The sequence below is a fragment of the Pontibacillus sp. HMF3514 genome, assembly GCF_009858175.1.
GTDB lineage: Bacteria > Bacillota > Bacilli > Bacillales > BH030062 > Pontibacillus.
In genome coordinates this window covers 1416005-1427910 of sequence record NZ_CP047393.1, presented here as the reverse complement: position 1 = coordinate 1427910, position 11906 = coordinate 1416005, and the positions used below count along the sequence as shown (strand labels likewise).

The 11906-nt window shown below is 37.6% G+C and carries 17 protein-coding genes; 5 read left to right on the top strand and 12 right to left on the bottom strand.

Translation table 11 applies throughout. The features are described 5' to 3' along the window. Nucleotides 1–742: 742 nt before the first annotated feature. Nucleotides 743–1243 (top strand): GNAT family N-acetyltransferase, encoded by a 501-nt coding sequence (locus GS400_RS07425; RefSeq protein WP_160100455.1) that lies wholly within the window; start codon nt 743–745, stop codon nt 1241–1243. Nucleotides 1244–1296: 53 nt separating this feature from the next. On the opposite strand, the gene GS400_RS07420 is transcribed toward GS400_RS07425, so the two are convergent. The 3 genes from GS400_RS07420 to GS400_RS07410 form a co-directional block, all read right to left on the bottom strand. After that, on the bottom strand, nt 1297–1845 hold the full coding sequence (locus GS400_RS07420; RefSeq protein ID WP_160100453.1) for a 2'-5' RNA ligase family protein: 549 nt from the start codon (nt 1843–1845) through the stop codon (nt 1297–1299). 13 nt (nt 1846–1858) lie between these two features. Beyond that, complete coding sequence (locus tag GS400_RS07415; RefSeq protein WP_160100451.1) at nt 1859–2173, bottom strand: hypothetical protein; 315 nt, start codon at nt 2171–2173, stop codon at nt 1859–1861. A 172-nt stretch (nt 2174–2345) separates the two neighbouring features. Next, entirely contained in the window at nt 2346–2780 is a 435-nt protein-coding gene (locus GS400_RS07410; protein ID WP_160100449.1) for a pyridoxamine 5'-phosphate oxidase family protein, read from the bottom strand. A 153-nt stretch (nt 2781–2933) separates the two neighbouring features. Here GS400_RS07410 and GS400_RS07405 point away from each other — a divergent pair, with 153 nt between their 5' ends. Further along, nucleotides 2934–3467: a ferritin-like domain-containing protein gene (locus GS400_RS07405; protein ID WP_236561190.1), complete on the top strand. Its 534-nt coding sequence runs from the start codon at nt 2934–2936 to the stop codon at nt 3465–3467. A 35-nt stretch (nt 3468–3502) separates the two neighbouring features. On the opposite strand, the gene GS400_RS07400 is transcribed toward GS400_RS07405, so the two are convergent. After that, nucleotides 3503–3715: a DUF6366 family protein gene (locus GS400_RS07400; protein ID WP_236561189.1), complete on the bottom strand. Its 213-nt coding sequence runs from the start codon at nt 3713–3715 to the stop codon at nt 3503–3505. A gap of 212 nt (nt 3716–3927) precedes the next feature. On the opposite strand from GS400_RS07400, the gene GS400_RS07395 reads away from it, so the two are divergent. Beyond that, the gene (locus GS400_RS07395; RefSeq protein ID WP_255454189.1) at nt 3928–4248 is read left to right on the top strand and encodes a sensor histidine kinase; all 321 of its coding nucleotides are present in this window, start codon (nt 3928–3930) and stop codon (nt 4246–4248) included. Nucleotides 4249–4310: 62 nt separating this feature from the next. Here GS400_RS07395 and GS400_RS20470 read toward each other — a convergent pair whose 3' ends face one another. Further along, nucleotides 4311–4421 carry a M15 family metallopeptidase domain-containing protein gene (locus GS400_RS20470; RefSeq protein WP_160100445.1) on the bottom strand — a complete coding sequence of 37 codons (111 nt, stop codon included), beginning with the start codon at nt 4419–4421 and terminating at the stop codon, nt 4311–4313. 184 nt (nt 4422–4605) lie between these two features. On the opposite strand from GS400_RS20470, the gene GS400_RS07385 reads away from it, so the two are divergent. Further along, nucleotides 4606–5370, top strand: coding sequence for a GNAT family N-acetyltransferase (locus GS400_RS07385; protein ID WP_160100443.1), 765 nt, complete (start codon nt 4606–4608; stop codon nt 5368–5370). Between the two features lie 52 nt (nt 5371–5422). On the opposite strand, the gene GS400_RS07380 is transcribed toward GS400_RS07385, so the two are convergent. The 3 genes from GS400_RS07380 to GS400_RS07370 form a co-directional block, all read right to left on the bottom strand. After that, complete coding sequence (locus GS400_RS07380; RefSeq protein ID WP_160100441.1) at nt 5423–6028, bottom strand: hypothetical protein; 606 nt, start codon at nt 6026–6028, stop codon at nt 5423–5425. Between the two features lie 149 nt (nt 6029–6177). Further along, nucleotides 6178–6579 carry a secondary thiamine-phosphate synthase enzyme YjbQ gene (locus GS400_RS07375; protein WP_160104545.1) on the bottom strand — a complete coding sequence of 134 codons (402 nt, stop codon included), beginning with the start codon at nt 6577–6579 and terminating at the stop codon, nt 6178–6180. Nucleotides 6580–6646: 67 nt separating this feature from the next. Then, nucleotides 6647–7075, bottom strand: coding sequence for an RDD family protein (locus GS400_RS07370; RefSeq protein WP_160100439.1), 429 nt, complete (start codon nt 7073–7075; stop codon nt 6647–6649). A gap of 200 nt (nt 7076–7275) precedes the next feature. On the opposite strand from GS400_RS07370, the gene GS400_RS07365 reads away from it, so the two are divergent. Next, nucleotides 7276–8517 carry a YeeE/YedE family protein gene (locus GS400_RS07365; protein WP_160100437.1) on the top strand — a complete coding sequence of 414 codons (1242 nt, stop codon included), beginning with the start codon at nt 7276–7278 and terminating at the stop codon, nt 8515–8517. A 174-nt stretch (nt 8518–8691) separates the two neighbouring features. Here GS400_RS07365 and GS400_RS07360 read toward each other — a convergent pair whose 3' ends face one another. The 4 genes from GS400_RS07360 to GS400_RS07345 all read right to left on the bottom strand — a co-directional run bounded on the left by GS400_RS07360 (nt 8692) and on the right by GS400_RS07345 (nt 11722). Beyond that, nucleotides 8692–9531: an oxidoreductase gene (locus GS400_RS07360; RefSeq protein ID WP_160100435.1), complete on the bottom strand. Its 840-nt coding sequence runs from the start codon at nt 9529–9531 to the stop codon at nt 8692–8694. Between the two features lie 118 nt (nt 9532–9649). After that, complete coding sequence (locus GS400_RS07355) at nt 9650–10549, bottom strand: PepSY domain-containing protein (RefSeq protein ID WP_160100433.1); 900 nt, start codon at nt 10547–10549, stop codon at nt 9650–9652. Between the two features lie 228 nt (nt 10550–10777). After that, nucleotides 10778–10981: a zinc ribbon domain-containing protein gene (locus tag GS400_RS07350; protein WP_027445605.1), complete on the bottom strand. Its 204-nt coding sequence runs from the start codon at nt 10979–10981 to the stop codon at nt 10778–10780. A gap of 93 nt (nt 10982–11074) precedes the next feature. Beyond that, nucleotides 11075–11722: a trimeric intracellular cation channel family protein gene (locus tag GS400_RS07345; RefSeq protein ID WP_370519767.1), complete on the bottom strand. Its 648-nt coding sequence runs from the start codon at nt 11720–11722 to the stop codon at nt 11075–11077. Nucleotides 11723–11906 lie beyond the last annotated feature (184 nt).

Sequence of the window (11906 nt, the reverse complement as noted above, 5' to 3'; positions counted from 1 at the left end):
ACCTAGTATTCTACTGAGGACGAAGAAAGAAAGCGATTTCAAAATCGTTCGTTAAACATATTCTACTAAATTAATAGTGGTAAGTAAATGAATAGGTTTTCCTCCTTTATAATGAGGCTCTTCTATTCATAAAACAATTCTATTCAACTATCCCTTTCTTTATCCAACCAATATCACCATTTTTTTAAATTAGGGTAAAGCCTGAACAGCTATCATCTAGAATAGACACAACTTCCCCCTCTTTTACATTTAGTTGAGCACAAGAAACATCTGATTAACGATGTCGAATTAGTGATCATCAAACCTCATATTCTGAGCGTCAATTTCCATAAATTGTATCGATGAATTTGGGTACTTCTCTTTTGCTTTTTGGAGCATCTCAGGAGAAAATCAATCGCTGTAATGGATAGAGTCGCATTATGTACGAATTCTAAATCTGCCCCAGTTCCTACAACAACCAATAGAACTTTATTCTCCTCCTTATTAATTAAAATTTATCACCATACACATTCCAATTATATCAAAATATTATGCATTTTACAATAAACATGCAAGACTGACCAAACGCTTAGAGCAAAATTGATAATGTATTATCCTTGACTATTATTTCCTAATAATCATAGAATGCGATAATGAATAATGCTCCCCCCCCCTCTTTTTAAACAAATGTAAAGAGGATGTATAGGAAGAATAATAAACAAATAATAAATGATCCAAAATGAGAAATAGGAGTCCAAAAACGATGATTATACGCGATGCAAAAGAAGAAGAAATCCCAGCAATAAGAGAACAAAGAGTTGAAGCTTACCGAGATCATATCCAATCTATACCAGAAGAACACTGGAAAGCATTAAAGAAAGCTATTTCCTCCAAAGCAGACCAACAACCTGGTGTTGAATTAATTGTATCGGAAATCGATGAATCTATCGTGGGTAGTATAGCACTGTTTCCTGCAAAAACGGACGCTTACGAAGGGTATGTAGATACATTGGATTACCCAGAAATTCGAGTTCTTTCTGTTTCACCTGAGACAAGAGGAAGAGGGATTGCTACAGCTCTGATTGATGAATGTATTAAAAGAACGAAAGCGAAAGGGTATAACTTTATTGGTTTACACACGGGTGAATTTATGAATGATGCTATCTCTTTATATGAACGATATGGTTTTGAACGATTACCTCAACACGACTTTCAGCCAGCAAATGATGGTATTATTGTAAAAGCTTTTCGTCTTTCTATTTAGAGATTACATGAAAAAGAGCTTGAAGATTTTCCAAGCTCTTTTTCAACTTTATTCTATTTCAATGCCACAGAGAACAAATTCACTGCTTCTTGTACCTCACCATCTTCCCTAACCACTTTAATCAACGAAATTTCTTGTATGGTTGCTTTTAATGGGGTTAATTGTTTTGAACAATAATCAAACGCTTGTTGTAAAGCGTCTCCTTCTAAATAATTCGCAATCGTACAATGAGGAATCCATTTCCCTGGTTGGTAAAGAGATTCTGGGTTATCTTGATAGGAATGGAAGGCTTCGTGGTGATCACAGTGAAAATCTAGAAGTTCTTTGGTCATGATTGGAGTTATAAATAACGTACTAGACCCTATAAATGTTCCGAGTACATTCATCTCTACATCCACAGCTTCTTTATCATCATAATAAGACTCAAGATCCGTTATAAACGAGGACTCATCTACTTCATCATAACCCGCAAATGTTATATGAGGTCGATTGCCTCCTACTCTATAGGCGTAATCTGAAATGCCTTGCTCGCTCAAGTCTTTCCAAATTTCTTGAATTTGCTCTTCGGTTTGAGGTCCAAAGTAACCTACAACTGCGTACATGGTATCCCACCTCTCATGTTTCCCTTAAAAAGTCATGGATTTCTGTTAAGAGTCTTTCATCCGTCCAATGAACATAATGCCCTCCATTCACTGGCCGAAGTGAAAGTTTCCCACCATTAGTCCATCTTTTTATGTATTTTTTCGTGTATCTTTGTTCTATCTCATCCACTTCGTTAAAGGTGGCATAGGCTAAAAACGTGTTACTTTCTACGCGCTTTAATAGTTTGGGGAGGTTCGTCTGATAATATCCAAACATTAAGTTTAATCCATCTACTGAAAATTCAGCTGGTGTTTCTTGTGCTTTTCGAATGTAAGATGTATTCTCCAAATTGAAATGCTCACAAAAATCACGAACTTCTTGATCAATGTCTCGATCTGCATTAATTACATGTATGTTAATTATACAGAGGAATGAAAAGAGCTTGAACCTTTATATAATTTAACCCTATAAACGTAAAAATCCCGAGGGAAATGCTCCCCCAGGTATCACATCACATTTTTTATGAATTTTTCGGCGTCAAAATTAGTGGGCTTTTTTCTCCTTTAACATTCATCAAACGGTACTGGTTTGCATGAATTTCAAGGACGACATAATTTGGATCTTCTGGACCATTAAACCAATGTTTCATGTAATCATTCCATAATGTATGCTTTAGATCTTTTGAATCACTTATAATCGCTTTCCCTTCGATTTCAACATAAGGATCCTCAAACCCTTTTCCGTCATAACCGATTAAAATATGCACATTTGGATTTTTACGTAGGTCTTCTGCTTTATGGGTCTCTTTATCAGTAGCTGTATATAGGACTAAATTTTCATGGTGAAACGTCATGTAGCGAGAGTGAGGAATACCATTTTGAACAGTTGCAAGTGTGCCTACCTTGTGCCGATCTAAAACTTCTTCTACTTTATTCTTGATGTCATTTGTATCCATGTTGCTCAACTCCCTTTTGAAGATTGTCCTAAATAGTGTTCCATCATTTTAGAGAGATTAAACTTCATAGAAGAAAATAATTTATTTTAAATACATGTTTTTTCTTGAATCACAAAACCTATAGTAAGTAACTAAATAGGAGTGATTACAAACATGCAATGGCTTCTTTCACGTAAAATACGTTTGATTTTTATTGGTATTATGCTGCTCTCGTTTATCATGTCTTCTGTCATCTCAGCTCAGACAGAAGTTCCAGAAGACTATGGTGCAAAAGGAGCTTTACAAGAAGATGATATAACATTGGAAAAAGCTCTAACCTATGCGATTCAAGACGAATATTTAGCCCAAGCACGTTATGAAGCTGTGATCGAAAAGTTCGGACCTACCTTTCCATTTACGAATATAAAAGTAGCCGAACAACGTCACATTGATGCACTCGTTCGGTTGTTTCAAAAGTACGACATTGATATTCCTAAAAACTTCGCCAAACAATATACACCAACACCAACAACTTTAAAACAAGCGTTTGAAGCCGGTGTAGAAGGCGAAATCGACAATATCGCCATGTATGAAAAACTGGCAGAAGCAGATATACCTGATGATGCCAAGCGTGTCTTTACCAATTTAAGAGATGGCTCCAAAAATCATCTTGCTGCTTTTAAGAGTGGGTTAGAATCTGCTTCTTGAACACTTAAAACGTCCAGAGATACTCTGGGCGTTTTTTAAACAATTATAAGTAAAATAAAAAAAGCCAAAATGATAACCAACATGAGTAATCTTGCTTTTTTCCAACCTAAACCGCCAACCAAATCCACTAGATTCATGTGGTCATCCCTATTAAAACCGTCATTCAAATTTCCACCAGGATTTTTCTTTAATTCTTCCTGTCTCATCCGCTCTCTTGTATCTTCTGGATTTTCGTTATTTTTTTGCAATCGAACACCTCTCCTCTAACCTTCAAATAACCATTTTCTTTATTATGGTCTTTCATAAAACTTTCACACAAGTCATGTACATTTAACATGTACCAATTTATTTGACGTAAGGGTGATCCCATGCCATCTGCTTGGACATTAGGTCCTTTAATCATACGTAGTGATATTGTGATGACGATGATCAGCATCATTGTTGGTATCATGTTTCTGGAATTCAGCAGGTATTGAGCAACTTCTTAGATAATGCGATTCAGTACTATCAAGGTGAAGATGCCATATGGATTAAAGGCGAATTTAGAGATCAATACTATCGAATATCTATTACAGGCCAAGGACAAACGATTTCAGAGTCTGAGCAAGAGAAGATTTTTTCAAGATTTTACCGAACGGACCCATCCCGCAGCCGGACTACAGGTGGTTCTGGCTTAGGCCTAGCTATTTCAAAAGAGATTGTTGAGAAGCATGATGGTCGTATATGGTTAGAATCAGACGGTTCAGTGCATTCCTTTTATTTTGAGGTTCCCTTGTATTAATTAAATCCCATACAGTATGTACGCTGTATGGGATTTTTATCTTCTACTTCTTGTTGGAAAAGTTAATTCTGACGATCATAGGAGCGATAACCTGATGTTACTAGAATATTTACTCCTGCTTCTCCAGTTGCTGAAAACACCTCCTCCAAATGACGAGTTACTTCTGGAGGCATTAAGCCTTAATTTAAGCATTTTATCACCAAACACAAACTGGACACCTGGGCGAACCAATTAAGGCACATAATTAGATGGTGAATAATGTTATTTTATTCACAAGGACTAACAACGACATGAACCCGTCTGACTTGGACTTAGAGAAGGTTTCTGTATAATGATATAGAGTAGGAGGCGAATAGATTGCTAAGAAAATTAGAAGAAAAAGACTTATCCCAATTACTTGAGATCATCCAAGAAGATGAAGTTAACAATCTCCAATTCTATGAATACCTTCCCTATCTATCAAATGAAGACGAACGTTTCGGCTTCTATGGAAAGTTTAATGACAACAATCTAGAGGGAGCTTTGTATTTTAGCCCATTTAATACAGGGTTCGCGATTCAAAACCCTCTATATATTCATGATTACTTTAAAGACATGCTTACAGAAACGTCATCCATGTACATATTCGGGCGACATGATTATATACAACGTCTTGGACAAATTACAGGGCGTGACGTTCATGTGTATCGATATGGATTTCTTCCAATAAAACGATATAATAACGGAGATATAGCGAAACATGTGGAAAGAGCATCAAAAGAAGATATCCCTGAGCTCATTTCTTTTTATGAGGGCAAAGACATCATGATTGAGGTTCCAGAACGTATCGAACATATAATTGAGAAAGGATCTATATTTGTTCGGAGAGATGGGGACAAGATCGTGTCAGCTGCACTTGCTCACTCAGAAACCGACAAATATGCCTTAATTGGAGCAGTTTATACCGAGTATGATCATCAAGGAAAAGGATATGGTATGCACTGCCTAAAGGCTTTGGTTAAACATTTACATCAACAAGAGAAGACTCCTTATTTATTTTATGAAGAAGCTTTGCAACATTTAGAGGGGATCTATCAACAATTGTCCTTCCAGCATGAGACTGATATTTGGATGTTATATTAATGGCTTTTAGAGGTATTAAATTGAAAAGAACCAAGCCCAGAGTTCAAGTTTCTTAGCTTGGTTCTTCAGGTTTATACGTTTTATAAAAATCTTGAAACCATTCCATATCAACTGGACCATTTAATACTTTGTAATAGTCTTCATTTATAGAAATCTCGTTTTCCTTAATGCTTATAAGTACAGCTGCCGGTCCCAAAAAGAACGAATCGTTTTTCCATTCAATACTATAAACCTTACCTAACCCACCACTCTTAACTTTTTGAATTTTATATTGGTTAAGGAAATGTAACAATTCTTTAATGCCCTCTTCTTGTTCCAACTGTGATATATAACCATCCGAAAATAGATTTAATGTAACAACCTCAGGCTCACTGTAACGACTAAGAACCGCTTCAACGGATTTTTTACGATGATCATCCCAATATTGATAAGCAAAATTCACAACAAAAAGAACGGCAAGCACTGATACAATTACTGCTCTTCTTTTAGGTGGGAGGTGCCTTCTTTCCTGGCGTAACAGCATATCATATGCAAGTTTAGCTAATATAAAAGAAGCTAACACTACCAATGAAATTATAAAAAGATCCATTAGAAGATGATACTCAAGAAAGTGATCAACAAAAGCATCGACTACGGTATAAATGATTCGTAAAAACAAGAAAAAGAGCACTATACTAATAATCTGTTTCAGCTTTCTCTCCCTCCCCCTCATCTATATACATATTTTAGCATTCTTTTATGTAAGGCACCTATTAAAAATAAAAACTCCCATGTAAGTTTCTTTTCACTCACATGGGACTGTTTGTCTTATTGACTTATAATTCGAGCTGCATATTTCCTCTGACGTGGTCCATCAAATTCACAAAAATATACGCCTTGCCATGTTCCAAGTACAAGCTTTCTTTCATGAATGAGAATGGTCTCACTGGATCCAACTGTGCTTGTTTTCAGATGAGAAGCAGTATTCCCTTCACCATGCTTATCTTTTGGATGGTCCCAAGGGTACACTTCATCAAGGCGCATAAGCATATCGGACTTCACATCAGGATCAGCATTTTCATTAACCGTTATCCCAGCCGTTGTATGTAGGGATTGCACAATAAGTGCCCCTTCTTGGACATTTTGCTGGCGAATCCAATCTTCTAGCTCCTGTGTAATATCCACCATTTCATCGTGTTGTTTTGTTCGTACATTAAATATTTCCATCATCATCGATCACCTCACTATATAGAGTACCTTCTGATGATCGATTATAAACGAACCTTTTTAAAAGGGTTTAAGCTTCTGGTGGCATATGTGTTACATAGGTGCCTGCAATGAAATCATGAATTGCGCGTTTATCTTCACGTAATCCTACCATAAATGCACTTACGATAAGTGCAATGCCCAATGTTAAGGCATAAATAATTCCTGCAACGACTAGACGTAATAGCATTGCCACTATTCCTACATTACTTCCATCCATTTTTATTATACGGATGCCACAGATTTTTTTTCCGAGAACATACCCATACCAGAATACAGGAAGTAACAACATATACAAGAATTCAACTAAACTTAAGGATACGGACTTCGTATAATCAAAATCACCGAATAATATAAGGCTAATCGTGCCAAGGATAGCCAATATAATAATGCCATCCAAAAGACTAGCTCCGAAACGAATCCAAAATCCGGCTGGTCTTTCTACTTCTTCATAACTCATAGTTAGACTCCTCTCTAATGAACAATATCTTTATCCTACTAAAACAGCAACCTACTAATCAATGGAAAATGGAATAATCATTCCATTTTATGCTTATTCCTATCATTCAAGCACAACCATTTACAAAATAGCCTAATCGTATTATGATACGGTATGTCATTAATCCGCACTAAATCTATAAGGATTGAGGTGTTTACTCCATGCAAACTGCAACGAATACAAATAAAAACTTTACTACTGTCATTTCGCCTTTAAATCCGGTCCAAAAACCGCTGGTATTCTTAGGTGTAATAGCTTCCGTTATTCTTTTTGCACTAACAGTTGCTGTAGCTTCCTGGACGCAAGGTTTATTGTTTATCATCGGAATCGGATTTGGCTTAACATTATTACACGCACGTTTTGGATTCACATCAGCTTTCCGGCGCTTAACTTCAGTCGGAAATGTGCAAGGATTGCAAGCACATATGCTGATGCTTGCTGTTACAACAATATTATTTGGCATCATTCTTGCTACAGGTTTTAGCTTTACAGGAAACTCTCCATCTGGGTATGTCTTCCCAGTAGGGATCAGTGTTGTTTTCGGTTCCTTCCTTTTTGGAATCGGAATGCAGCTTGGTAACGGTTGTGCTTCTGGTACGTTATACAATGTGGGTGGAGGAAAAGCGTCCCTTTTCGTCACGTTGATTGGATTTATTGTTGGCTCTACCATTGGTGCCCTTCACTTACCTTGGTGGACAAGTGACGCAATGCCTAGTCTAGGAGCCATTTCACTTGCTACATCAACTGGCTTTGGCTATGTAGGTGGTGTAGTGCTTCAACTCATTATTTTCGCAGGGATCTACGGCATTACAGTACAGATTGCAAAAAAGAAAAATCCACCTAAAATGAAGCCTCTAGCAACAACATCTGGTTGGAAAAAGCTTGTTCGTGGTTCATGGCCACTACTCGTTGCGGCTGTCGTATTAGCTGTACTGAACGGAATTACACTTGCAGTTCGAGGTAATCCATGGGGCATTACGTCAGCATTTGCGCTATGGGGATCTAAAGCGTTAATGGCTGTAGGGGTAGATGTAAGTAGTTGGGGTTACTGGGCTGGCCGCACACAACAGCTAACAGATTCCGTACTACTTGATTCTACTAGTGTGATGAACTTTGGTATTATTTTAGGTTCCTTTATCGCTGCTACAGCACAAGGTTCATTTAAGCCAAAATCATTCAAGCCAGGCGTCGCTATGGCATCGATAATTGGTGGTATCCTCATGGGATATGGTGCACGCCTAGCATTTGGTTGTAATATCGGTGCTTACTTCGGCGGCATCGCATCTATGAGTCTACACGGTTGGGTATGGATGATCATGGCTCTAGCTGGAACGTATCTAGCCTTATTCCTACGTCCACTATTTGGACTGAAAAATCCAGATCCTAAAGATACCATTTGTTAATAAATCTCATGACAAAACCGCTCAGAGATGGATCTGAGCGGTTTTATATTTTTCGGACATTCTACTTCTTGGGGGTGAGATTCTCTTTCTCAGGTGTGCGATTCTCTTCTCTGGGCGTGCGATTCTCTTCCTCGAGCGTAGGATTCCCTTCCCAAGGCGTGGGAATTATGATTATTACAACCGCTTCAAAATCTCACGTTCCCACTTATTCCATGGCAACCACTTTTTCAGTTTCAACATAAACCCTACCCCTTTTCCTACTGGGTACCGTAGCTTCTTTAATTCATTTTGTTGGGCCAGGAGAACGATTAAGTCTGCAACGTCTTGAGGGTCTCCCATATCATCCTTGCTTTCATCTAAATGCTTATTGATTCGTTCCATATAAGAAGCATATGGTGAAGAAGGTTGTTGAGATTTCTCCGATACTTGTTTTCCAGAGGACCATATATTCGTTTTAAATGAACCAGGCTCGATTAACGCGACTTGAACGCCGTAAGGTTTCATTTCCAAGCGAAGACTTTCGCTATATCCTTCCAGTGCAAATTTGGACGAGACATATGGCGACACCCCTGGAAAACCGACACGGCCACTTATACTACTCATGTTTATGATTTTTCCAAAGCCTTGCTCCCTCATTACTGGAAGAACTGCTTGGGTTACAGCCATAACGCCAAAAACATTAGTTTCAAACTGAGTTCGGTATTCCTGAATCGTAATCTCTTCACAAAAACCTCCCCCAGCAAACCCTGCATTATTAACCAAAACATCCGCCCTACCAATGGAAGAGACTAAATCCTTCAATTCTTGAACGGAGCTTTCATCCGTCACATCTAATTGGTGTATATGAATTAGGTCTCTTATTTCGATTGGGATATGATCTTCTTCATACATCACTGCTTTTTCGAGATTACGCATTGTGGCATAAACCGTGTACCCTTGTTTTGCTAGTGAAATTGCCGAAAGAAAACCGAAACCGCTTGAGGCGCCAGTTATAATTGCAATTTTTCTCTCCATATTTATCTCCTTTGGACTAATCTTTTAAAGTATCTATAAGAAAGGGATTCTACATGATCTGAATTTATTCCTTTAAATATAAAAAGAGCCCCCTATTTGATAGAGCGCTCAATCTATTTTAGTTCATCATATTCGCAACTTCTCCGGTATCTTGATCTACATAATACCAGCCTTTTGTTGCTGTATGTGTGTTGTTTTCTTGCTCAACCACTTCATATACGTGAATGACATATCGATTTCCATCCATATGATCGAATTCGATTTTCACACTCTCATCCTGCGCGCCAATTTGTTTACGAACTAACTCTACCGCTTGCTCTTCTGTTACTTTTGATACGTCTTTTTGTTTCTTTCGTTGACTTTTCATTTGGTCTAAAACCCAGTTTTCCCCATTATATTTTAACGTATAATGCATAACGACATTACCAGACATTTCATTGTTTTGTTCTTGAACGATGACATATTCTTTATCACTAGGGTGTTTCAGCTTAAAGTCCACACCTTTTTCAAACCAAAGCGGTCCACCTTTTGGTTCAAGATACAAGGTTCCGTCTCGCATGACAAAAAAGGCATCAGTTAAAGATTGGGCTAGATTTTGTGACATAACATTGGTAAGCTCTTTTACGATGTCTTCTTTTGTTTCATATCCCTTCATTTTGAAGGAATCTCCTTCTGTACTATTCACAATCTTTTTTAAAGAAGTTTCCGCTTGAACAGCAGCTTCTTTGGCTTGTTCATTTGTTAAAGAAGGTTTGTTTTCATCTTCATTTGAAGTTTCTATGTCATTACCTTCCTCATTTTGATCCTCTTCGTCTTGATTTTTCTCTTCGGTAGCTTGGTTATCTTCTTGTTCGTTTGTTTCCTGATTGGTTTCATCTTTTGATTCATTCTCATTATTTTCTTGTTTTTCCTGATCCTCATTAACCGATGGATCTGTATTTGCCTGCTGATCATCACCGTTGGAACATCCAACAGCAAGAAGCATACAAGCAAAAGAAACAGTGAGTAGCTTTTTCATGTTGCTCATCCCCTTACGCATTTTATAATTCTTTTACACATCATACCGCTAAATAAACATTCTATAAGTCCTCAATGTTGCATCATGCAATAGCTGAATTCTACACTATTTGTCGATCAAAATTCCAGTAGGTTACAGATTTTTTTCGTATTCAGGACTTCGAGACTATTTTCTAGAAAGTTTATAGTGCATAAAAAAAGCCCACTTTTCGCAGTGAGCTTTTAATTCTTAACCAAAGAAGAAATCAAATACGTTGGATCCAAGTGATGCATTTTGGTTATAGAATTCGGAATAACCGCAGTTTTTACAATAGACCACGGTAAATTTGTTATTTTGAACATCGAACATTTTAGCTAATCCGCTTCCTGTCATGGATACATCCTTCGTTCCTGCATCCGTGCTTCCGCATTTTACGCAACCTTTTTCACTCATGTATAGCACCCTTTCTGCCTTTTGTTGTCACTATTCCATACGATTGAGGAGTTTAAACGTTTCAATTTTTACCTTACCCCTAATATTCATACATCATAACCGATAGAGATCTCGGAACCTTAAGTGCCAATTTAAATGGTAGGAGAGCACCCTCATCGCAATCATAACAAAGAACAGAATATACAATTGTACTACGCTTGAAGCATCGATAAATCCAATTGCGATAAAAAGTCCGGTTAACATAGCCCAAACCGCATAGATTTCCTGATGCAGCACCATCGGCCTGCGTTGTGCTAAGACGTCACGAGCAACACCGCCCCCTACACCCGTTATCGTCGAACAGAACAACATCGGTCCTAAACTGTAATCCTGCTGGACCGCAAAGAGTGCACCTTGAACGGCAAAAGCGGACAGACCTATAGCATCAGTGTACACATTCCATCGATCCCAGAGCATGACCCAACTTTTCGGAAAGAAATAGGCGATTAAAATGGTACCAACTGCAACATAAAGCAAAAAGCCTTGGTCCCAAATATGTACAACAGGCTCTTGTAAAAATAGGTTACGTGCAATTCCACCTGCAAAAGGGGTTGCCAATCCTAAAATAAATACACCAAATATATCATAACGCTCACTCATTGCTACAATTGCCCCACTAAAAGCAAATGCTGCAACGGCAATAATATTTAATAGATCCCAAGCCATTATTAGATCTCCCTTTCTAGCTGTCTTTATCATCATATGAGAGCGAAGAAAGGATTGCAATAAAAATTTCATGTTGTAATTTACAAAGACGTGGAAATAGTACCAATCTTTAATACCAGGTAATAATTTTCATTGACTTCTGACATTTTTCGTTGATACGATTACCACTAATAAGTCATACAAAAATGTACCATAATAAGAATATATAACGACTTATGGA

Coding starts and splice junctions, on each gene's coding strand:
- GS400_RS07375 (WP_160104545.1), bottom strand. CDS start 6,579: ATGATGGAAATATTTAATGTACGAACAAAACAACACGATGAAATGGTG.
- GS400_RS07425 (WP_160100455.1), top strand. CDS start 743: ATGATTATACGCGATGCAAAAGAAGAAGAAATCCCAGCAATAAGAGAA.
- GS400_RS07365 (WP_160100437.1), top strand. CDS start 7,276: ATGCAAACTGCAACGAATACAAATAAAAACTTTACTACTGTCATTTCG.
- GS400_RS07420 (WP_160100453.1), bottom strand. CDS start 1,845: ATGTACGCAGTTGTAGGTTACTTTGGACCTCAAACCGAAGAGCAAATT.
- GS400_RS07350 (WP_027445605.1), bottom strand. CDS start 10,981: ATGAGTGAAAAAGGTTGCGTAAAATGCGGAAGCACGGATGCAGGAACG.
- GS400_RS07345 (WP_370519767.1), bottom strand. CDS start 11,722: ATGATGATAAAGACAGCTAGAAAGGGAGATCTAATAATGGCTTGGGAT.
- GS400_RS07410 (WP_160100449.1), bottom strand. CDS start 2,780: ATGGATACAAATGACATCAAGAATAAAGTAGAAGAAGTTTTAGATCGG.
- GS400_RS07355 (WP_160100433.1), bottom strand. CDS start 10,549: ATGAAAAAGCTACTCACTGTTTCTTTTGCTTGTATGCTTCTTGCTGTT.
- GS400_RS07370 (WP_160100439.1), bottom strand. CDS start 7,075: ATGAGTTATGAAGAAGTAGAAAGACCAGCCGGATTTTGGATTCGTTTC.
- GS400_RS07405 (WP_236561190.1), top strand. CDS start 2,934: ATGCAATGGCTTCTTTCACGTAAAATACGTTTGATTTTTATTGGTATT.
- GS400_RS20470 (WP_160100445.1), bottom strand. CDS start 4,421: ATGCCTCCAGAAGTAACTCGTCATTTGGAGGAGGTGTTTTCAGCAACT.
- GS400_RS07360 (WP_160100435.1), bottom strand. CDS start 9,531: ATGGAGAGAAAAATTGCAATTATAACTGGCGCCTCAAGCGGTTTCGGT.